Origin of the sequence: Pseudomonas sp. BR20, assembly GCF_050780135.1 — a bacterium.
GTDB lineage: Bacteria > Pseudomonadota > Gammaproteobacteria > Pseudomonadales > Pseudomonadaceae > Aquipseudomonas.
On the sequence record NZ_CP172012.1, the window covers coordinates 3,877,505 to 3,899,510 of the forward strand.

At 63.7% G+C, this 22,006-nt stretch carries 12 protein-coding genes; 3 read left to right on the forward strand and 9 right to left on the reverse strand.

The genetic code is table 11. The features are described 5' to 3' along the window. Positions 1-160: 160 nt before the first annotated feature. From ACHPFG_RS17885 to ACHPFG_RS17895, 3 genes are all read right to left on the reverse strand, one after another. On the reverse strand, positions 161-340 hold the full coding sequence (locus tag ACHPFG_RS17885) for a hypothetical protein (protein WP_131700574.1): 180 nt from the start codon (positions 338-340) through the stop codon (positions 161-163). A 156-nt stretch (positions 341-496) separates the two neighbouring features. Next, entirely contained in the window at positions 497-1,672 is a 1,176-nt protein-coding gene (locus ACHPFG_RS17890) for a lactonase family protein (protein WP_431700013.1), read from the reverse strand. Next, on the reverse strand, positions 1,659-1,949 hold the full coding sequence (locus ACHPFG_RS17895; RefSeq protein WP_131700572.1) for a DUF5629 family protein: 291 nt from the start codon (positions 1,947-1,949) through the stop codon (positions 1,659-1,661). The genes ACHPFG_RS17890 and ACHPFG_RS17895 overlap by 14 nt, the downstream gene beginning before the upstream one ends. Before the next feature lie 139 nt (positions 1,950-2,088). Between ACHPFG_RS17895 and ACHPFG_RS17900 the strand changes: the two genes are divergently transcribed. After that, positions 2,089-6,945, forward strand: coding sequence for a hypothetical protein (locus ACHPFG_RS17900; RefSeq protein ID WP_431700014.1), 4,857 nt, complete (start codon positions 2,089-2,091; stop codon positions 6,943-6,945). A 42-nt stretch (positions 6,946-6,987) separates the two neighbouring features. Further along, entirely contained in the window at positions 6,988-11,643 is a 4,656-nt protein-coding gene (locus ACHPFG_RS17905) for a hypothetical protein (protein ID WP_431700015.1), read from the forward strand. Positions 11,644-11,737: 94 nt separating this feature from the next. On the opposite strand, the gene ACHPFG_RS17910 is transcribed toward ACHPFG_RS17905, so the two are convergent. Continuing rightward, positions 11,738-14,113, reverse strand: coding sequence for an efflux RND transporter permease subunit (locus tag ACHPFG_RS17910; protein ID WP_131700569.1), 2,376 nt, complete (start codon positions 14,111-14,113; stop codon positions 11,738-11,740). A 15-nt stretch (positions 14,114-14,128) separates the two neighbouring features. Beyond that, entirely contained in the window at positions 14,129-15,157 is a 1,029-nt protein-coding gene (locus ACHPFG_RS17915; RefSeq protein ID WP_431703489.1) for a WD40/YVTN/BNR-like repeat-containing protein, read from the reverse strand. Between the two features lie 298 nt (positions 15,158-15,455). Between ACHPFG_RS17915 and ACHPFG_RS17920 the strand changes: the two genes are divergently transcribed. Then, positions 15,456-16,571 carry a Gfo/Idh/MocA family protein gene (locus ACHPFG_RS17920; RefSeq protein ID WP_340054143.1) on the forward strand — a complete coding sequence of 372 codons (1,116 nt, stop codon included), beginning with the start codon at positions 15,456-15,458 and terminating at the stop codon, positions 16,569-16,571. A gap of 56 nt (positions 16,572-16,627) precedes the next feature. On the opposite strand, the gene ACHPFG_RS17925 is transcribed toward ACHPFG_RS17920, so the two are convergent. Genes ACHPFG_RS17925 through ACHPFG_RS17940 form a run of 4 tightly spaced genes read right to left on the reverse strand, consistent with a single transcriptional unit; the run spans position 16,628 to position 21,895 of the window. Then, positions 16,628-18,331 carry an AMP-binding protein gene (locus ACHPFG_RS17925; protein WP_431700016.1) on the reverse strand — a complete coding sequence of 568 codons (1,704 nt, stop codon included), beginning with the start codon at positions 18,329-18,331 and terminating at the stop codon, positions 16,628-16,630. A 31-nt stretch (positions 18,332-18,362) separates the two neighbouring features. Continuing rightward, a complete protein-coding gene (locus ACHPFG_RS17930; RefSeq protein ID WP_431700017.1) occupies positions 18,363-19,661 on the reverse strand; it encodes an acetyl-CoA C-acetyltransferase in 1,299 nt (432 codons plus the stop codon). Beyond that, complete coding sequence (locus tag ACHPFG_RS17935) at positions 19,658-20,548, reverse strand: MaoC/PaaZ C-terminal domain-containing protein (RefSeq protein WP_431700018.1); 891 nt, start codon at positions 20,546-20,548, stop codon at positions 19,658-19,660. The genes ACHPFG_RS17930 and ACHPFG_RS17935 overlap by 4 nt, the downstream gene beginning before the upstream one ends. Positions 20,549-20,551: 3 nt before the next feature. After that, positions 20,552-21,895: a 3-oxoacyl-ACP reductase gene (locus tag ACHPFG_RS17940; protein WP_431700019.1), complete on the reverse strand. Its 1,344-nt coding sequence runs from the start codon at positions 21,893-21,895 to the stop codon at positions 20,552-20,554. Positions 21,896-22,006: the final 111 nt, after the last annotated feature.

Sequence of the window (22,006 nt, forward strand, 5' to 3'; positions counted from 1 at the left end):
CATGAAAGAGGGCGTCAATATTTAAGCGTCAATTTAAACGCATGGCAATACGCCACTACCTCATTTTTTTCTTTGACAGATACACAAACGCCAAACCACTCGAACGCGCGCTTACGTTCCAGTGGTTTGGCGTCTGCTTGTGTGCAGGGTCAATCAGCGCTCATTGCTGGGTCTTGTGATCCAGGGCGGCGTAGAAGTTGGCGCTTTGTTGCAGGTATTTCTGGGTGTAGGCACTGGTGCTGGATTTTGTGCCGCTGACTTCCACGCTGGCGGCAGCAGGCAGGGCCACGGTGGCGGAAACGGCGGAGGCGGCGATGACGGAGAAGAGATTCAAGTTCATGTCGGTAACCCTTGTATTCGTTTGGTTGGGTGGCCGGGGAAGGCCTTGGAACCCAACTTACGCCCGAGGGTTGAACCTTAGAAATGCTTTGAAACAGTAGCCGCTATTAATACAATTAATACTAAGGGTCAGGCCCCGCACTGCGGGGCCTGTGGCTTATTGACGCACCAGGAACTTGAGGTCGCTGGGGGCATTGATCGGCAATTTCTGCACGGTTTTACCCAGCAGGCCGGTCTTGGGGTCACGCTCGACCACCACGATTTCGTTGCTCTTCTGGTTGGCGATCAGCAGGAACTTGCCGCTCGGATCGAGGCTGAACTCCCTCGGGTGGTCGCCTTCGACGCTGCGGCGCTGCAACTCCTTGAGGTGGGCGGTGGCCGGGTCCACGCCAAATACGATGATCTGGTTGGCGGTACCGCGATTGCTCACGTAGAGGAACTTGCCATCACTGGACGCATGCACGGCGGCGCCGGCCTTGTCGGACACCGGTTGCCCGGCGGCGTAGTCGACCAATTGGGTCTGGCGGAGCGTGCCGTCGGCGTAATCAAACACCGCGACCTGGGCGCTCATCTCGGTGGTCAGCCAGGCATGCTTGCCATCGGCGCTGAACAGCAGGTGGCGCGGGCCGCTGCCCGGTGGCAAGGGCACCGATGCCGGGTTGGCAGGGGTCAGCGGCAGTTCGTGATTGGCCTTGGGGTCGTAACGGTAGGCGAAGACCTTGTCCGCGCCCAGGTCCTGCACAAACACGTACTTGCCATCCGGCGACGACACCACCGAATGCACGTGGTTGGAGGCCTGGCGCTCGGGATTGACGCGGCTGGCCGGGTGCCCGCTCAACTGCACCGGCGCCGACAGTTTGCCGGCTGCGTCCACCGGCAGGACCGCCAGACTGCCACCCGGATCTTCCACCACCGAATAATTGGCGACGAACAGGTAACGCCCATCCGCGGCGACGCTGGAATGGGTCGGCTCATTGCCCAGGCTCTGCACCTGGTTGATCAGGGTGAGCTGATGACTCTTCGGGTCGATGCTGTAGCTGCTCACGCGACCGACCGGGTCTTGCTGGCCAGGGCCGTTCTCATTGACCACAAACAGATGCTTCTGGTCTTTTGAGACCGTCAGCCACGACGGGTTGGCGGCCTTCGCGGCCAGTACCGGCTTGCCTTGGAACTGACCGGTGCGGCTGTCGAATTGCAGGCGATAAATGCCTTCGCTGGAGCCGGCGGTGTAGCTGCCCACCAACAACTCATAAGTGTCAGCCGGTGCAGCCTGCACCGACATCGCGCCCACACTGCCGGCCATCAGCAGCGGCCAGAATTTACGCATCATCATGCTCGTCTTCCTCGTCGTTATTGTTGCCGGTGAAGGCGGCCATGCACACCAGGCGGTGCTCGCCCGAATCACCGGTGAGGGTCCAGCTTTGCAAGGCGTCATCAAAGGTCGCAGCCTCTATTTGCGCCAGGCTGAACGTCCAGCGTTTCTCGGCCCGACCGTCCATGCTCTTGATCAGCAGCTGTTGATCGTCGAGCGTGAAATCAAAGGCATGCAGCCCATCGATTTCGAGCATGTCGCTGGTTTGGAGTTCAGTAAGCAGGGAGGCGGCAGTCATCAGGGTCATTCATCGCTGGAAAAAACGCTGATGATAGGCCAATCCGGCGATGCCGTCGTGCCGCGATAGCGGGCTACCGCACCGCGGCGGCCGGCGCTTGCCATTCTGGGGGCGAACTCCCCACAGAACGGAATCTCCTATGCCAGACACTTCAATCGCCCCGCCGACGGGGCCCCTGCAGTTCGCACACCGCAGCAACACCCCCGCCCTGGCGGTCTCCCAGCAGTTCGCCACACGCCCGACGTTGCGCCAGGTGGTCGAACTGCACCTGCACGAACGCCTGCAGGAACAGTTCCCATCGCTGCATCTGGATCTGTCCACCCTCAAGCTGGCCACCCCCAACCAACGGCGCGGCTGGGACCTCAGGCGCTTGACCGATGTGGTCCTCGAACACTTGGGCAATGGCACGGTCCTGAACCTGACCCAGGCGGTCGACCAGCGCCGCTGCTTCCTGTCCCAGCGCCCGCCCTCACGCTTGACCTTTGAGGCCAACGGCCCGCGCGAGCCGGACATGGCGGTGATCGAACGGCTGATCCTGGACCTGGCCTTCACCCTGCCCATCGCTTTTCAACAAGCCCTGGCCACCTATTGGAACGGCGATGCCGACACGGGCACCAGCCGTTGGCAATGGCTCGGCGATCTGCTGGCGGATACCCTCGAAAGCAGCGCAAGTCTGCTGCCCGCCGGTACGCCGCGAGACATGCTGGACAGCCTGACCCGCCAGCCTGACCGGCGCGAACGCCAGGCGGGGCCCGGCGGCTTTGTGCATGCTTACTGCCTGGAAGCCTGTGTGACCCGGCAGGAACGCGAAGCTCGCCTGTTGAGCACCGACCTGCTGTTGGTACAAGGCCACCAGGCCTTGCTGTGCCAGGCGTCGGGCAGCGTCGAGCCATTTGCTTCATTGGAGGCCTTCACCCAAGCCTGGGGCCAGCGCCTGAGCCAGCGGTTGCAGGTCGACAATGTGGTGGTCAGGCGCTACGAGCCCGATGGCAATCTCTTCGATACCCAGGCCGCCCTGTTGCTCAACCAGCAACTGGACGACCTCGAAGCCATCGCCCTGCCCGCCTGCGACGGCGTGCGCAGTCTGGAGCAGCGATTTGCCCAGGCGACGGACCCCAGCTCAGCCTTCATCGCTGCGCCGGCGCCCGACCCGACACATCAGGACGCCATCCAGACGGCGCTGCCCGCCTGGCTGCAGACCGCCAATGCCCAGCAGCGCTTCGCCTACCGCCAGGGTCTGTTGGAACAGGCACACCTGCAGCGCCAACAGGCCGGGGCGTCGTTCCTGGACGGGGTCGAGAGCCTGCCGGCCTTTGCCTCCCGCACCCTGCGCGAGCAGATGCGTCGCGACCACCCCGGCTCCACCGTGGAGCCGGACAACCTGCGGCTGACCTTCCACGTCCCGGTGGGTGACTTGCACGGCGGCTACCTGGCACCGGTGACCCTGGGCCTGACCGAGCTGGCCATCAAGAACCTCGCCGCCGCGCCTCACGGCCGCATGACCTTGCAGGACACGTCCGGGGCCGCCCTCCCGGCCTGGCTGACCGAGGACTACATCCTCGGGGAAAAAGGCCTGTTCCACAGCACGCCCGGCCTGATCCGCCAAGTGGATATCGGCCGGCACTACCCGCAACAGCTGCGCGGCCTGCTGCTGGGCGACACCCCACAGGTACGCCGGCGTGAGATGCTGTTCGGCCAGGCGCTGACGGTGCAACTGCCGCGCCAGGCCCTGGAACTGGCGATTCGCGGGCAACAGGGCTTCAGCTTCCTGGGTTATCGCTACGTCAAGGCCGTGCTGCACGCCAGCACGGCGGGGCGCGTGGTCGATACCCTCGACATCGTGATGCGCCCGCTGGCCTTCGCCCGCAAGCCCGCTGCCGTGCCGGATATCGTCGGCAATATGTTTATCATCGAAGCCCGTGACATCGACGCCGGGCCGTCCATTCTCTACCGCCCGCTGTACTCGGACGCGTTGCAGCAATTCGCCAGCCGCGCGGCCCTGTTCGACGCCATCGCCCAACCCGGTTCACTGCAAGACAGCGTGCTGGCCTGGATGACCGACAAGGCCCGGCCGATCTACAGCCACGATGGCTTCCGCAGCCCGCATATCCTGCGCTTCGGCCAGGGCGACGACACGGTGCAGTGGCCAGCACCGCCGCCCGCACAGTTGGCACATGACGCCAATAGCGACGAGGTCCAGGGTTCCCTGGCCCAATGCCTGGCCACCGGCAACCTGACCCAGTATCTCTACGGCAGCAACGCCCGGGCGCTGGTGGACCTGGCGGACCGCGACTCGGTGTCCAATGTCGAAAGCCGTTGGGCGGTGTTGCTCGAAGGGGGCTGGTTGTTGTTCAACGCCCTGCTGATGCCGCTGCTGCGCGGGCCGGCGATGGTCGCCGGCTGGATGGTGCAACTGGCGGTCAGCCTCCAGCACGATATGGCCGCCCTGCAAGGCGACGATGCCGCCGCCCGCGAGCTGGCCTGGGTCGACGTGCTGCTCAATATCGGCCTGATCCTGCTGCACATGGGCACCCGGCAACACCCGACCATCGAGTTACCCTCGGAGCCCGCCTTGCCGGCCACCCTCGCGGCCCTGCAGCGCCCCACAGGCCTTGCGCCACACCCGACCACACCGGTGGAACTGGGGCCGGTGGGCCTGCCCGCGGAGCCGCCGGCCGGCGACCGGACCCTGGTCGACTTCATTCACTCCAACGCCCGCGACGCCAGCCGTCGACGACTGCTCGATGCCCTGCGCGAGCTGCGGGTGCCATGGCCGGTGCCGGCGCCCGAGCCGCTGGAAGTCGGCATGTTCAAAGGGCTGTACCGCATCGACCAGCAATGGCATGCCTCCGTGGCCGGCCTGCTGTTTCGGGTCGCCATCGTGCCGGAATTCGGCGAAGTGACGCTGATCCACCCGCAAAAACCGCAACATCCGGGGTTTGCACTGGCACGCAATGCTCGTGGCCAATGGGGCCTGGACCTGGGCCTGAAACTGCGCGGTGGCGGGCCGAAAAACCGGCTCAAGGCCAAGCTGGCGCAGATCGACCAGCAGCGCACCCAAGTGTCGGATGAAATCAATCGCATCAGTGATGAGGTCAGCAGCCTGATCAAACGCCTGCAGCCTATCGACCAGGTGCTGGATGCCGCCCGCCTGAAGTTCGAGCAGGCCCACAATGCCTTGGGCCTGGCCCGCAACCGCTTGCGCGGCGCACCTGACGACCCGACGCGGGTGGCCGAGCACTTGGCCAGCGTCGCTCAGCGCTCTCGGGCCAGGGCCGGCTTCCAGGCATTTCAGGAGCGCTTCGACGTGGCCGCCGCCGAGTTGCTGCAACAACGGCACACGTTGATCGAGGCCTACGCCCGGATGAAGGCGGTGGACAGCCGCTTTGACTACGAAGGGCTGTGCGTGGAGCAATACCAGTCGATCCTGGCCACCGATGAAATTCGTGTCAGCCAGCTGTCGTCCCTGTACCTGGCGACGTTCGTGTCCGAGCAGGGTGAGTCGCTGATCGACCTGCAAAGCCGCGCCCAGGACGCGGAGGCAATCCGCTATGTCAAAGACCTGCTGGAAACCAACTTCGCCGTGTCCGAGCGCCATGCCCAGGCGATGATCGCCATCGAGGACACCCTGGAGGCGATGGCCACACGCTTGAAAACCGGCGCGGCGCAGCGCCTGAACTACCTCAACGGGCATCCCAAGCGCCGGTTCTACAACCGCCTCAATGCCACCCTGGAATCCCTGGATGTACTAACCGAGTTGAGCATCGACCAGACGATCCCGGCCACAACGCCCCAGGAGCAGTATTTCCTGGCCCGCCATGAGCACCTGCAATCCTCCCTGTCCTCCCTGGAAGACTCACACCTGGACCTGCTGACCACCGAGGGTTTCACCACGACCGAGCGCAAGGAGGTGCTGGCCAACCTGGTCAGGCATTACAACCGGCGCCTGCAGATTTACCAGAGCCTGCTGGAGCTCGACTCGCCCCTGGTGCACCCGCGGCATATGCCGCTGTTGATCGAGCGCTTGTACACCGTGCGCGACAGCGCCGAGGCCGACCTGGCCGCGCTGCTGCGCGAAGATGAATTCCTGCCGCCGCAACCGGGCGCCTTCAAACCGGTGCGATCCCCGTCAAGAACCAAACGCGTATTCAAGTCACGGGACAAAGGCGCCTTGGTCGGTGAACTGGAGCCGGCACAAAGTGACCAGCCCTTCCCTACCATCGTGACCCGCAACCCCATTACCCAGCAGGTCAGTGGGCGCTTCATGGAGCACCCCAACGAGGGGTGGGTGGAGATTATCGAGGCCAGGCCCAGCCGCCCCGTCGAGCCACCCCAGGCCCCCGCGCTGTCCACGCTGCGCAGCCAGGCGCAACGGTTGCTGGAAGAAGTGCCGGCCATCGAGCGCTCCATCGAGTTCCAGAAGAAGAAACTCGGCGACCCGACGCGTCGCGATGATCTCAACCCGCGTGACTGGCACGACATGCTCGCGCACCAGGCCGAGCGCCTCGACAGCGTCGCCGCCGAGTTGTCCAGCCACACGGCCGACAAGCCGGACGTGCTCCAGACCGGCGAGCGCCTGCGCCTGCGCGCCGACGAGTTGCGCAGCCAAGGCCGCCAGCATTGCATCGAGGGCTACAAGGCTCAACGCCCGCGCCAGGAAAACATCGAGTTCCTGCGAGCCCATGCCGCGATCGATATCGGCCTGGTCCACGGCCCGCAACGCACCGCCGCCAAGGACTATGTGTCGGAGTTCGCCGTGCGCGAGAAGAACCGTCTCACGGTGCTGTGGTATGCCCACTTTCACTACAGCCAGGCCGACAGCCCACCGGGCGCTTATACGGCGGCGCATCTCAAGCGTCCCGAACAGCGCTTTGTCACCCTCAAGGACCTGATCGCCCAGGCCGGGGCAGACAACCGAAGCATCGTGCGCGACCTGTACAACCCGATCACCGCACCGCTGGATCAGCGCCTGTTCCTAAGCCTGCTGCCCAGCTGAAATCCCGCCATGAACGGCATCGCTTTGCCAAAAAGGATGTTTATGCAAGCCCCTCATTCTATTGCCCACGCCGTCAGCGCTCGCTTCGCTGATCGACCGACACTGGACAGCGTGATTCGCCAGCAACTCGCCACGGCCATCGGCGCCGGATACCCCAGCCTGAGCCTGGACCTGAGCCGCACACGCCTGGCCAGGCCACAACGCCGAGGCTGGCTGCTGCAGCCCTTTATGCAGGTGGTCCACGACGCCCTGGCCAGTGGTGTGGCGTTGGACTTCAGCGACGTGAACGGCTCGCCCTGGTACCTCTCGGACGAGCCACCCAAGCGCCTGAAGTTGCCCGGTGTGACCGGGGAAAAACTCGATATGCAGGTCATCGCGACGCTGGTCGACGAACTGCCACGCATCCTGCCCATCGCCCTGCAAAATGCGCTGACCGAATACTGGGATAGCGGCCCCTGGCGCTGGCTGGCTGGCGTATTGAAAGACACCCTGCGCATCAGTGCCCTGAGCCAGGCCAGTCTGGACCCACCCGCCAGGGAGACCCTCGAGCAGTTGCTCGAGAGGCCGGACCGCGAGGCACGCATCGCACGTCATGGGGCGAATGCCGTGATTGCGTACAGCCTGGAAGCCACCCTCACAACCGCCGAACGCAGCGTGACCCTGATCGGGCCGCAGTTGGCTCTGGTCCGCGCCTTCAACGGCAAGGTTTCGGTGCTGTTGTGCAGCCCGGAACACACCATCGAGACGTTCGAGAGCATGGACGCACTGATCCAGGCCTACGGCCAACAATTGGGCCGCCGGTACCAGGTCGATGACATCTTGATTCAACGCTACGAGCCCGACGGCGATCCCTTCGAGCACCAAGCGTCGATGATCCTCAATCGCCAACTCGAAGACCTGGGCAACCTGCGCCTGCCCACCGGCCAGCCCTTCAGCACCTGGCAGGCGCTGTACGCCGACATCACCGACCCGGGGCGTTTTTTGCGCGATGCGCCGGCCGCCCCAGCGCGAACCCTGGACAGCTTGCGCCAGCACCTGCCGACCTGGCTGCGCGACGCCAGTTCCGACGACCAGGCCACGTACAGGCGCTATACCCTGGCGCTCGCCGGGGCCAAACGGCGGGCGGCGGGGCGTAACGCCTTCAGCGACATCGATGACCTGCGTACCTACACCGTCAACGCGCTGTTGCAAGCCTTGCAGCAGGATGCCGTGACCTTGGGCATGTCGGCGCTCACGCCGCCCTCGGTCGCCGCCCTGCATCCCGATGACCTGCAACTGAGTTTCGCCATCGCCGCCGGCTATCCGGGCACCGCCGGGATCATCCGGCATGAACGCATGAGCCTGACCGACCTGGCCATCGACAACGTGTCCAGCCGCCCCAGCGGCAGCGTGACCCTCACCCACCGGCTCGGCTTGCCACTACCGGCCTGGCTGACCGCCGACTACCTGATGGGTGCCGACGGCCCGGTGGCACGCGCGGACATCGGCCAGTACTACCCGCGCCTGCTGGAAACACATCTGCTTGGCGAAAGCGCAGAGGCACGCCAACGTGAAACCCTGTTCGCCGAACAACAGGCCGTGCAGTTGCCCTTGCTGGCCCTGGAGCTGAACCTCAAGCAGCAAGCGGGCCTGAGCGCCACGGGCGCGCGCCTGGTAGCGGCATTGATGGAGCCTGATGCTGCCAACCACAGGGTCGACCAACAGCCCGTGGTGATTCGCCACCTGGCGCTGCTGCGGACGCCCGACGCCCAACCGGACACGGTCACCGCGATGTACTTGATCGAGGCCGAAGACATCCGCGTCGGCCCCCATGTGTTGTTCCGCCCGCTGTATGCCGAGGCACTCCAGGAATTTGCCAGCCGCGAGGCCCTGTTCGAGGCCATCGCGGAGAGCGGCCCCTTGCAGGACAGCGTGTTGACCTGGCTGAGTGACAAAGCCCGGCCCATCTACGCCAATGGCGGGTTCCGCGAGCCCCACTCGCTGCGCTTTGGCCAGGGCGACGAATTCGCCCTCTTGAGTAAACCGGTGCCGGCCACGCTGTCCGTCGATGGTATCAATGACGAGCTGCAACAATGCCGGGTGACCGGGCGCCTGATGAGCTACTTGTACAGCGACCACGCGCGGGCCCTGGTGGAACAGGCCAATCGTGAATCGGTGTCCAACAGCGAAGGCCGCTGGCAGGTGCTGCGCGAAGGCAGCAGCTTGTTGTTCGGTAACCTGTTGCTGCCACTGCTGCGTGGGCCGGCCATGCTGACCGGCTGGCTGTGGGGCCTGATGGCCAGCCTGGACCAGGACATCCCGGCGCTGGCCTCCCAAGACCCGCAAACCCGAGAACTGGCGACCGTCGACCTGCTGCTCAACCTCGGCTTGCTGTTGCTTGAGGCCGTTCCCGTGGTGATCGCCGCACCCTCTGCGCTGGAGGTAGGGCTCAAGGACGAAGCATTGCCCGAGCCCCTGGCCCCGTGGATCGCCGAGCAGTGGCCGCTGCCGCCACCGCCCAGGATCCGTGAAGGCGCTGTCATCCTGCCGGGCGCGCCAGCGCAGACGGGCAAAACTCTACTGGACTTGAGTTTTACCCAGGCACGCCAGCGTCTGACCACGATCCAGCGCAGCCGCCTGACCAGCTTCCGCGCGCCTCGCCCGACGCCCCTGCCCCAACCGGTATTGAACGGGCCACGTCGCGGGCTCTACCTGGTGGAGAACACCTGGCATGCCCTGGTGGAGGACGAGTGGCTGCAGGTGGTCCTGGAGCCGGAGGGCGATATCCGCGTGGTGATGCCTGGCGACGCGACGCACCACGGCCCCTACTTGAGCAGCGACAGCAACGGGACCTGGTCGGTCGACATGCGGCTGCGCCTGCGTGGTGGCATGCCGCCCAAGCGGATTGCCGCCGAACGCCAGCGCCAGGCGCAGCGCATCAGCGAACTCAAGCTCAGCTTCGAACAGTTCATCCAGGGCCAGGCGGCCCAGCAGAGTCGGATCGACATTATCCTGGGGGTGATGACCAGAACCGACGAGGACCCACGCTTCAGCGAAACGCAACGGGCCGACAGTCGCCAACGCTTCGATACGGCGCTGCAGGAACAGACGCAGGCCTACCAGCAACAGTTGGACAGCCTGCAAGAGCGCAGCGCGCTGGGGATTGCCTTGCCGCCTCAGTCGGTGGCGAGCTTATTGGAAAATATCGTCAACAACGCGCGCAAACATGTGGTGGTGGCCGAAAAAGACCGTACAGCGCTTTACCACAACAACAGTCGCTTTACCGTCAAGGGCGCACGCCTGGCCGAAGCGGTACTGACCGACTTCGCGGCTTACCGCGAGTTCATCCGCGCAATGACTGCCATCAATGAACGCTCGGCCCATTGGCTCGAACGGCGTGACCGCTATCTCGACCAGCTGTTCAGCCTCGGCGACGCCGGGGCTGAATACTACAAGCGCCTGACCTGGGAACGCCCGCAGGAAATCAGTGCCTTGGCCGTCAAGGCCCTGCTGATGCGCAACTATGAACTGATGACCCATAAACACCCTGATCATCCCTTGGTGAGTGTGCTGATCGATATCCTCGAGCCGCTTCAGGAGCACTTGCGTACCCACAGTGACCTGAACGACCTGGAACTGTCGGCAGAGGAACGCATCAACGTGCTGGAAAGCCTGGTGGAGCACTATGGGCGAGGCCTGGACTCATTGCAGGGGGTTGGCATCGTCAACGCCGATGAGCTCGACGGCGACTATTTCCCCAAGCTGGTCACGCTGGTGAGGGAGCTGTATCAGGAGGCGGCCAGGCAGTTGGCCGGCGAAATCAAGCCGATTGCCCGGCCCCCCCGGCGCCCGAATCGGCGCAGCCCGACGGCCGTGGGCCGACCGCAGAAAAAAGTCATACGCACGCCCAAAAAAGGCACCTTTATCGGCGAAGTCAAACCCCTGGGTACCCTGGAAACCGTCGAGGTTCGCTCGGAAGTCACCGGCGAGGTGCTGGGTACTTATGCGCAACGAGGCGAACAATGGATCGAGTTCAAGGAATCGGTACTGCCGACAGCCGCACCGGCTCCCCGCAGCCTGAGCCTGGTCAAGGGTGAAGCCCGCAAGCTGCTGGCCATGCTCGAAGAACACCTCAAGCGCGGCGATCAATACATGAAAATCTCCAGGCATCCGGAAGAGGTCCAGGAGGTGCTGCAACATGAGTCGGTACGCTACGACAAATTGGCCAACGAACTGTACCGGGCCATCCAGGCCCAACCAGCCGAGGCCCGTACGCCCGCAGACCAGACGCTGGAGCGCGACATGCGCCAGGCCGCGGTGCGCTTGAATGAGCGTGGCCTGGCGCTGCGCATTCAGCTGTGCCTCGAATTACCTCCCACCCACGGCAACCTGGAATTCCTGATCGAACAAAAGCGCGCGAACATGGCGCTGCTGGGCGAGCGTATCCAGCTCAGTGGCGACCGGCGGGACTTTGTCCAGGAATACGCGGTCAACGACCAGGGTGGCTACCCCTTGTGGTACGCCCATTTCCATTACCCGGCGGCTGACACGCCCAAGCAGAACTACACCGCCGCGCACCTGAAAATCCGCGAGCAACGCCGGGTGAGCTACTACTCGCAGCTGGCCAGGGCGCAAAGTCCCCAGGCGGTGGTGGATGTGCATCGCGGGTTGATCGGCAAGGCGCTGGCGGAGCGCTGGTTCCTGCCGCTGGCCTCCTGAAAAACTGTGGCGAGCCCGCTTGCAGTGCCGAGCGGGCTTTCTGTGGCGAGCCCGCTCACCGTAACGGGCATGGAGATTGTTTTTTACCCAGGCTTTAGTGGGCAAACAACGAGTTGCCCTTCTGCCCCGCCAGCTTCTCGGGCTTGATCAGGAAACGCGCGAGTGCCGGCAGCAGCCACAGTGCACCGAACATGTTCCACAGCAGCATGAAGGTGAGCATCAGGCCCATGTCGGCCTGGAACTTGATGGCCGAGAAGATCCAGGTGCACACGCCGATGGCCAGGCACAAACCGGTGAACAGCACGGCTTTACCGGTGGACTTGAGGGTCTGGTAATAGGCTTCCTGCAACGGCAAACCTGCCCGCAGGAAGCTTTCCAGGCGGCTGTAGATGTAGATGCCGTAGTCCACGCCGATCCCCACGCCCAGGGCCACCACCGGCAAGGTCGCGACCTTGACGCCGATGCCCATGAACGCCATCAGCGCGTTGCCCAGCACCGAGGTCAGCACCAGCGGCAGCACGATGCACAGGGTCGCTGCCCAGGAACGGAAGGTGATCATGCACATGGTCGCCACGCACAGGTACACCAGGATCAGGATGGTCAGTTCCGACTCCTTGATCACCTCGTTGGTGGCCGCCTCGATCCCGGCGTTACCGGCGGCGAGGATGAATTCCAGGCCGTCCTTGTTGTTCTCCTTGGCGAAGTCCTGCACCGCATGCACCGCGCGGTCGAGGGTTTCGGCCTTGTGGTCGTTGAGGAACACCAGCACCGGCGCCAGTGAGCAATTGTTGTTGTACAGGCCATCGGCACGGGCGATGGAGTTGTTCAGCACGTCGGGGTTACGCGACAGGGTTTCCCACTTGAGGTTGCCCTCGTTCATGCCCTTGATCATCTGCTTGGACACGGTCACCAGCGAGATCGCCGACTGCACTCCTTCGGTGTTCTGCATTTTCCACATCAACTGGTCGATGGGCGCCATGGCGTCATAGCGCGAGCAGCCTTCGGCCTTGGTCTTGACCATCACCACCAGCACGTCGGAACTGGTGGAGTAGTTGCTGATGATGAAGTTGTTGTCTTTGTTGTAGCGCGAGTCGGGACGCAGTTCCGGGGCGCCCTGGTCGAGGTCACCGATCTTCAGGTTCTGGCTGTACCAGAGGCCGCCGCCAAACGCCACCAGCGCCAGCAAGACCGACACCGGCGCCACTTTGGCGCTGGCGAACTTCGACAGCAGGCGCCAGAACGGATGTTCGCGGTGCGCGTCCTTCTTGCTGCGGGCGATGGCACGCTTGCTGATGCCCGCATAGGAAATCGCCACCGGCAGCAGGATCAGGTTGGTGAACACGATCACCGCCACGCCGATGGACGCGCCAATGGCCAGTTCGCGGATTACGCCGATATCGATGATCAGCAGCGTGATAAAGCCCACGGCGTCCGCGAGGATCGCGATCATCCCTGGCAGGAACAGTTGCCGGAAAGTCCGCCGCGCGGCGGTCAGCGCGTTGTCTGCCTCGCTGGATTGCAGGGCGATACCGTTGATCTTCTGCACACCGTGGGAAATCCCGATGGCGAAGATCAGGAACGGCACCAGCATCGAATACGGATCCAGCCCGAAGCCGAAGAAGTGCATCAGGCCGAGTTGCCAGACCACCGCCACCAGTGTGGTGCTCAACACCGCAATGGTGCTGCGCAGGCAGTTGGTGAACCACAGCAATAGAACCAGGGTGATCACGAACGCAACGCCGAAGAACAGCACAACCATCACCAGGCCGTCGATCAGGTCGCCGACCTTCTTGGCGAAGCCGACGATGTGGATCTTGACGTTGGGGTTCTGGGCTTCGAACTTGTCGCGGATCTTGTCTTCGAGTTCATGGGAAAACTTGCGGTAATCCAGGGCCAGCAACTTACCCTGGTCCTGCGGGTCCGGGTAGGACTCCAGCAGCGGGATGTCGACGATACTCGACTTGAAATCGTTGGCCACCAGACGCCCCACCTGGCCGGACTTGAGCACGTTGTTGCGCAGTTGATCGAGGCTTTGCGGCGAGCCGTTGTAGCTCTGCGGGATCACTTCACCGCCGGCAAAGCCTTCTTCGGTCACTTCGGTCCAGCGTACGCTGGGGCTCCACAGCGACTTGAGGCCCGAACGATCGACGCCGGAGATGTAGAACACCTCGTCGTTGATCTGCCTTAGGGTCTCCATGTATGACTGAGTGAAGATGTCACCGTCCTTGGCCTCCACCGAGATACGCACCGTGTTGCCCAGGTTGGCGAGGTCGTTGCGGTGTTCCATCATCTTTTCGATGAAGGGGTGCTTGAGCGGGATCATCTTTTCAAAGCTGGTGGACGGGCGAATCAACGTCGCCTGCCAGAACAGGAAAATGCTCACCAACAGGCAGATCACGATGACTGCCGGGCGGTTGTTGAAGATCAGGCGCTCAAGAAAGGTCGCTTTATCGTTGTGATGACTGCTCATGCGTTCCCCGCCTTCTTATTGTTGTGTCGGTTCGGCGCCAGTGGGTGTGGCGACGCGAACACCACCCTGCCCGACCAGAATCAAGTTGCCATTGCCTGCCGCCGTGACGGCCGACAACGAAATGCGGTCCGGGCGATTGAACACGCTGAAGGTCTCGCCGTCGTCATGGCTGACCACCACGCTGCCGCCATTGCCGACGACAACGATGGCGCCGTCTTCGAGCAACGTCGCCCCCGACAAACCGAACTCCAATGCGCCGCGTGCGGCATTCAGTTCGACCTGTTCCCAGGTGCTGCCGAAATCCGTGGAACGGTAAAGGTTGCCGCGCAAGCCGTAGGCCAGCAGGGTTTGAGGTTGTGCGGTGCTGATCACGCCAAACAGCGAGCCCTCGTAGGGGCCTTCGAGTTTTTCCCAGGTCTGGCCGTCGTCGCTGGAGCGGAACATGCTGCCCTGCTCGCCGACGATAAACAGGCCGGCGTCCTTGATCCGGGCAATAGCGTTGAGGTGGAACTGGTCTTCATTGTCGAGGCGGTCGCTGACGTCGTTCCAGGTCTTGCCGCCGTCGGTGGTCTCGATCAGCGCCCCGTAGGCGCCCACGGCCAGGCCGTGGCTGGCGTCGTTGAACCAGATGTCGAGCAGCGGGGATTCACGCTTGAGGTCCTGGTATTGCTGGGTCCAGGTGGCGCCGCCGTCGGTACTGGCGAGGATTTGCGCATCATGGCCAACCGCCCAGCCCTGCTTGTCATCGACGAAATACACCGCCGTGAGCAACTGCTGGGTGGGGACTTTGGCTTGGGTCCAGGTGTTGCCCTGGTCATCGGAATAGAGGATGTGCCCGCGATCACCGACCGCCACCAGGCGCTTGCCGGCGTGGACGACATCGATCATCAGGCCTTTGGCGGCCTTGGGGGATTCAATCGCAAAAGGGGTATCGCTGGCGGCCTGGACGACAGTCGGCAACGCGACAGTCCCAAACAGCGAGAGCGCTGCGGCCAGCAACGCAACCCTGCGTGCGGCGCGTGGGCGGCAAACAACCCAACCCATGACAGGCTCACTCATAGACCTTTCTCCCATTTATTATTGTTAGGTCGTCTCGCCTTCCCGGGCCCTGAAACCTGCAATCTAGAGCGCCTGGAGGAAGCAGGGGCCATCCTATCGGGCTTTCGAATCGTCTGACAATCGGTGCTACGTTATCTTTTGTTAACTGACGGCGTTTGGCCATGCCTGAATAGGAGGGTATTAGCCAGGCTGATTAATGAATTTTTATTCCATCTATTGAATTATTTGAATTTTTATTCCATTAATAGCCCTCCTGAAAACAATAATCCAAAGGACCACGGCTATGCGTGAACTCGGAATCGGCTTGATCGGCACAGGCTTCATGGGCCGCGCCCACGCCCTGGCATTCAACAATGCCCGGGCGGTATTTGAACTGCCGGTACACCTCAAGCTGGCCGCGCTGGCCGATGCCGACACCGAGCGCGCCCAGCGCTGTGCCACGGCCTGGGGGTTTGCCCAGGCCCACGGCGACTGGCAGGCGCTGATCGACGACCCTGCCGTGGATGTGGTGGCCATCACCACACCGAACCACCTGCACTTTCCCATGGCGATGGCGGCCATTGCAGCGGGCAAGGCGGTGTACTGCGAAAAACCCCTGGCGGTCAGTCTGGAGCAGGCCGATGCCATGCGCCAAGCCGCCCGCAAAGCCGGGGTGGTGACGCGGGTCGGCTACAACTACCAGCACAACCCGATGATCGGCCTGGCGCGGCAACTGATTGCCGAGGGTGACCTCGGCGACATCATCAGCTTCCAGGGCGAGTTCAGTGAAGACTTCATGGCCGACCCGGCGTCACCGTGGTCGTGGCGTTGTGAAGTGGGGCACGCCGGTGGCGCCCTGGCGGACCTGGGCAGCCACTTGCTGGCAATGGCGCGTTACCTGGTGGGCGATGTGACCGGCGTATGCGCCGACACCCAGACCGTCCACGCCCAACGCCCGGCCGTCAACGGCAGCGCCGAGCAGAAAGCCATCGCCGTGGATGACCAGGTACACGCCCTGCTGCGCTTCGCCAACGGTGCGCGCGGTACGGTGAGCAGCAGTTGGCTCAAGCATGGTTACAAGAACCACCTGAGTTTCGAGATCAGCGGCACCAAGGGCACGTTGGCGTTCGATCAGGAGCGCTTGAATGAACTGCGCCTGTGCCGTGTCGGCCAGGACGGTTTCCAGCGTTTGCTGGCCGGCCCTGCCCTGCCCGGCTACGCGGCCTTCAGCCCGGCGGCGGGGCATCAGTTGGGGTACAACGAGCTGAAGACCCTGGAGGTGCAGGAGTTGATCATGGCCGTGACGGGGCAAGGCGCGGATGGCACCGACTTTGAAGCCGCGTGGGAAGTGGAGCGGTTGGCGACGGCGATTCGTGTGGCTGCCCAGGAAGAACGCTGGGTCAACGTGAACTCGCTCTGAACATGTGGGAGGGGGCTTGCTCCCTCCCACATTTAGATCACCTACACACCTTTAAATCAGCGCAAGGCTCGGCGCAGTACTTTACCCACAGTGGTCTTGGGCAACTCGGTAGTGCGAAACTCCACATATCTGGGCACCTTGTAACCCGTCAGGTATTCCCGGCAATGGGCGAGGATCTGCTCCTGGGTCAGGTTCGGGTCCTTGCGCACCACGATGATCTTGACCTTTTCCCCCGTCACGCCATCTTCCACCCCAATGGCCGCCACTTCACCGACGCCCGGGTGCAGCGCCACCACGTCTTCGATTTCATTGGGGTACACGTTGAAGCCCGAGACCAGGATCATGTCTTTCTTGCGGTCCACCAGGCGGATATAGCCACGTTCGTCCATCACGCCGATATCACCGGTCGACAGCCACCCCTCGGCATCCAGCACCTCGGCGGTTTCCTTCGGCCGCTGCCAGTACCCCTGCATCACCTGCGGGCCGCGCACTTGCAGTTCGCCCTGCTCGCCGATATCGGCCAGTTCGCCGTCTTCACGCATAAACCGCACCCAAGTCGACGGTAAAGGAACGCCGATGCTGCCGGTGAATTCCATTTCGCGCATGCGCGCAATGTTGATCGGGCTGATGCTCACTACCGGCGAGCATTCGGTGAGGCCGTAGCCTTCGATGATCGGCAGCCCGGTGACTTCCTTCCAGCGCTTGGCCACCGCCGTGTGCGTGGCCATGCCGCCGGCAATCACCATGCGCAGGTCGGAAAAGTCCCGCGCACAGAACTCCTTGTTCTCCAGCAGGCCGTTGAACAGCGTATTAACCCCGGCAATGCCATTGAAGCGCTCCTTGCGCAGGATCATCTGCACCCGTTTCACATCCCGGGGGTTGGCGATGAGGATGTTGCGCCCACCCAGGCACATGAACATCAGGCAATTCACCGTCAGCGAGAAGATGTGGTACAGCGGCAGCAAGGTGACGTTGGTTTCCTGCTTGTCCTGGTCCAGTTGATCGCCGACCCAGGCCTTGGCCTGCAACAGGTTGGCGATGATGTTGCGATGACTGAGCATCACGCCCTTGGCATCCCCCGTGGTGCCGCCGGTGTATTGCAGGAAGGCCAGGTCGTCGAGGTGCATGTCCACCGGGAGGTGGTTGAGCGTGCGGCCCTGTTTCAGCACTTGGTTGAAACGCACCGAGCCCCTCAGGTTGAAGGCCGGCACCTGCTTTTGCACGCGGCGCAGGATGAAGTTCATCGCCGCGCCCTTGAAGGTGCCAAGCAAGTCGCCGATGGCGGCCACCACCACGCGCTTGACGCGGCTGCCGGCAATGACTTTTTCCAGGGTGTGGGCGAAGTTTTCGAAGATCACCACGGTTTCGGCGCCGCTGTCCTTGAGCAGGTGCTTGAGCTCGTGGGAGGTGTACAACGGGTTGACGTTGACCACCACCGCGCCGGCCAGGATGGTGCCCAGCAGGCAGATCGGGTACTGCAAGCAGTTGGGCATCATCAGCGCCACGCGGTCGCCCTTCTTCACGCCCTGGCCCTGCAGCCAGGCGGCAAACGCAATGCCTTGCACCTGCCAGTCGGCGTAGGTCATTTCGGTGCCGATGCTGACGTAGGCCACCCGCTCGCGAAATTTCTCCAGGTGTTCCAGGAACACCTCGCGCAGCGACGGGTAGTCCTCGATAGCGGCATCGATGTCTGCCGGGACGCCGGGCAGGTAAGCGTTCAACCAGACCCGTTCGGTGTGTTCCAGGCTGATAGCGTTCATGGCAGTCTCCTTGTTGTTGTTTTTGTTGGCGCTACTTTTCGACGATGGCGGTAATGCCCAGCCCGCCCGCCGCGCAGATGGATATCAGGCCACGACCGCCGCCCCGCTCGTGAATGGCCTTGGCCAGCGCCGCCAATTGCCGGCCACCGGTGGCGGCAAACGGGTGACCGCAGCCGAGGGAGCCGCCGTTGACGTTCATTTTGGCGCGGTCGATGGCCCCCAGTGACGCGTCCAGGCCGAGCCGTTCGCGGCAGTAATCGGCGTCTTCCCAGGCCTTGAGCGTGCACAGCACCTGGGCGGCAAACGCTTCGTGGATCTCGAAGAAATCGAAGTCGGCGAAACTCAGCCCTTCACGCTTGAGCATGCGTGGTACCGCATAGGCCGGCGCCATCAACAGGCCTTCGCTGCCGTCGACAAAATTCACCGCCGCCGTCTCGCCCGTGCGCAGGTAGGCCAACACCGGCCAGCCATTGGCGGTCGCCCACTCTTCGCTGGCCAACAGCACCACCGAGGCGCCATCCGTCAGTGGCGTGGAATTGCCCGCCGTGAGGGTGCCGTGCTGGCGATCGTAGGCCGGGGACAGCCCGGCGAGTTTCTCCAGGCTGGCGTCGGCGCGCAGGTTGTTGTCCCGCGCCAGGCCGCGATGGGGGCTGATCAGGTCGTCGAAGAAACCGCGCTGATAGGCGGCATCCAGGCGCTGGTGGCTGGTGAGGGTCAGCTCATCCTGGGCCAGGCGCTTGATCTGCCAGCGCTGGGCCATTGCCTCGCAATGCTCGCCCATGGACAAGCCGGTGCGCGGCTCGCCATTGCGCGGCAACAGCGGCTTGAACAACATCGACGGGCGCACCTTCAGCAGCGCCTTCAACGTGTCGCCCATGCCCTTGGCGCGGTTGGCAGCGAGCAAGGTGTGGCGCAGGGATTCATTGATGCCGATGGGCGCGTCGGAGGTGGTGTCGGCGCCACCGGCGATGCCCACCTCGATCTGGCCGAGGGCGATTTTGTTCGACACCAGCAAGGCTGCTTCCAGGCCGGTGCCGCAGGCTTGCTGCACATCGTAGGCCGGGGTCTGCGGGGACAAGGTGGTCGACAACAGCGACTCACGCGCCAGGTTGAAATCCCGCGAATGCTTGATCACCGCGCCGGCGGCGAACTCGCCCAGGCGCTGGCCGTGCAGGTTGTAACGGTCGACCAGGCCTTGCAGCGCCGCCACCAACAGGTCCTGGTTGCTGTCGTGGGCGTACACCGTGTTGGAACGGGCAAACGGGATGCGGTTGCCGCCGATAATCGCCACGCGGCGGGTCGGGGCCGGATTGAAGCTGTAGTCACTCATGTAGGGCTCTCATTCCAGACAAATAGCCCGCGCATATGCGGTTTGTCGCCGGCGAAATTGCGCACTTCGAATTCGCGGCGCGGGCCGCTCACGGGGTGTTGCCACAGGGCGACCTGGCCGGGCAAAAAGATCGGCAGTTTGAAGTCGCAATGGGCTTGGGCCTGATCCAGGCCACCGGGTGGTTGTTGCGCGGCCAATGCGCGGCCGAGGGTCCACATGCCATGGGCGATGGCGCGGCGAAAGCCGAAGAGCCTGGCGCCGATCAGTGAGGTGTGGATCGGGTTGAAGTCCCCCGAGACCTTGGCGAAGCGCCGCCCCAGATCGGCCGGCAACACCCAGCGCTGGGTGCGCACCAGGCCTTCCTCCTGCAACGCCAGCGCGTCCTCCCACGGCTCGCCGACGGGACTTTTGACCTCGCGGCGCAGGTACAGGCTGTCGCTTTCCCACACCAGGGTGCCGCTGCTGTAGGCACGGGTGGCGATGCTCAGCGCCTGGCCCTTGGCATGGGCCACCCAGCGTTCGCAAAAAACTTCCAGGCGCAGCGCCTGGCCTTCATGCAGGCGCTGGTGCTGCCGGATGCGGTTGGCCAGGTGCACCATGCCGCTGGCCGGGTAAGGAAAACTCGGACGGGTCAGCAGCATCAGGTGCAGCGGGAACGCCAGCACATGGGGGTAGGACAACGGCACACCCTGCTCGCGGCGAAAGCCACAGGCACGGCCATAAGCGGCGATACCGGCGGCGGACAACTCCACCGCCGAGCGCACCAGGCGCTCCTTGGGCAACAGCGGTGCGCCGTCGAACTTGGGCTTGCGCAAGCCACGCACGCCGTCCAGCAACAGGCGCGTGCGTGATGGCGGTGGGTCGATGATCTGCGTCACGTAGTCCATGGCTCAGGCTCCCAGCAGGCTTTGGCCGCACACCCGCACGACTTGGCCGTTGACCCCGCCCGACGCCGGGTGCGCCAGCCAGGCAATGGTTTCGGCCACATCGATCGGCTGCCCGCCTTGGGACATCGAGTTCATGCGCCGCCCCGCCTCGCGAATCATCAGCGGGATTTTTGCGGTCATCTGGGTCTCGATAAACCCCGGCGCTACGGCATTCACCGTGACCTGGGCCGCCGCCGCATGCGGCGCCAGACCTTGCACCAGGCCAATCACGCCGGCCTTGGAGGTGGCGTAGTTGCTTTGCCCGAGGTTGCCGGCAATGCCGGAGATCGACGACACGCACACGATGCGCCCACCGGGGTTAAGGCCCTGGCATTCCAACAGGGCGTTGCTCAGGTTCAACGGTGCTTCGAGGTTGACCGCCAGCACGCTGCGCCAGGCCGCCTCCGTCATCTTGGCGATGGTCTTGTCGCGGGTAATCCCGGCGTTGTGCACTACCACGTCGAAGGCGCCGTATTGGCTGACGTGGGCTTGAAGCTGTACAGCGGCGTCCGCCGCCGTGATGTCCAATGGCAGCGCCGAACCGTCCACACTGGCGGCCGCCTGTTGCAGCGATGCCTGGGCCTGGGGCACGTCCACGCAGACCACATGGGCGCCGTCGCGGGCGAGTACCTGGGCAATCGCCAGGCCGATGCCACGGGAAGCGCCGGTGACCAGCGCGCGTCGGCCGGCGAAGGGTTTGTCCCAATTGACGCTGACATGACCATCCACGGGTTTTTCCAGGCGCACCACCTGCCCGGAGACGTAGGCCGAACGGCGCGACAGGAAGAAACGCAGGCTGCTGTCCAGCGCGTTTTCCGCACCCGGCGCCACGTACAACAACTGCACGGTGATCGCCCGGCGCAGCTCCTTGGCCAGCGAGCGCACCAGCCCTTCGAGGGCACGCTGGGCGATGGCCTGGGGCACGTTCGCGCAGTGTTCGGGCGCCGTGCCCAACACCACCACCCGACCGTGCTGGCCAAGGCGTTTGGCGTTGGCGTGGAAGAATTCGTACAGCTCATCCAACTGTTTCAAGTCGACCACAGCGCTGGCATCGAACACTGCGCCCTGCACCTTGACCGTGGACGGCGCCTTGAGCGTCGCCGGGGTGGCGGTGACCGTGTCGGTGGCGCTGAACACCTGTTGCACCTGCGCAACCAGGCGCCCTGCCCCGGCGACAATCACCGGGTTGGCCAGGCCTGCCTGGCCACTGCGATGGCGCTGCAACGGCACGGGCTGAGGCAAGCCCACCGCCTGGGCCAGGCGACGGCCCCAGGGGGAATTGACGAACGATAGGTAGCTGTCACTCATATCCGCATTCACTCACAACACATTCTGACCTTGTAAACCCGATCCAATGTGGGAGGGGGCTTGCTCCCGATAGCAGTGGTTCAACCAATGAGTCGGTGACTGATGGATTGC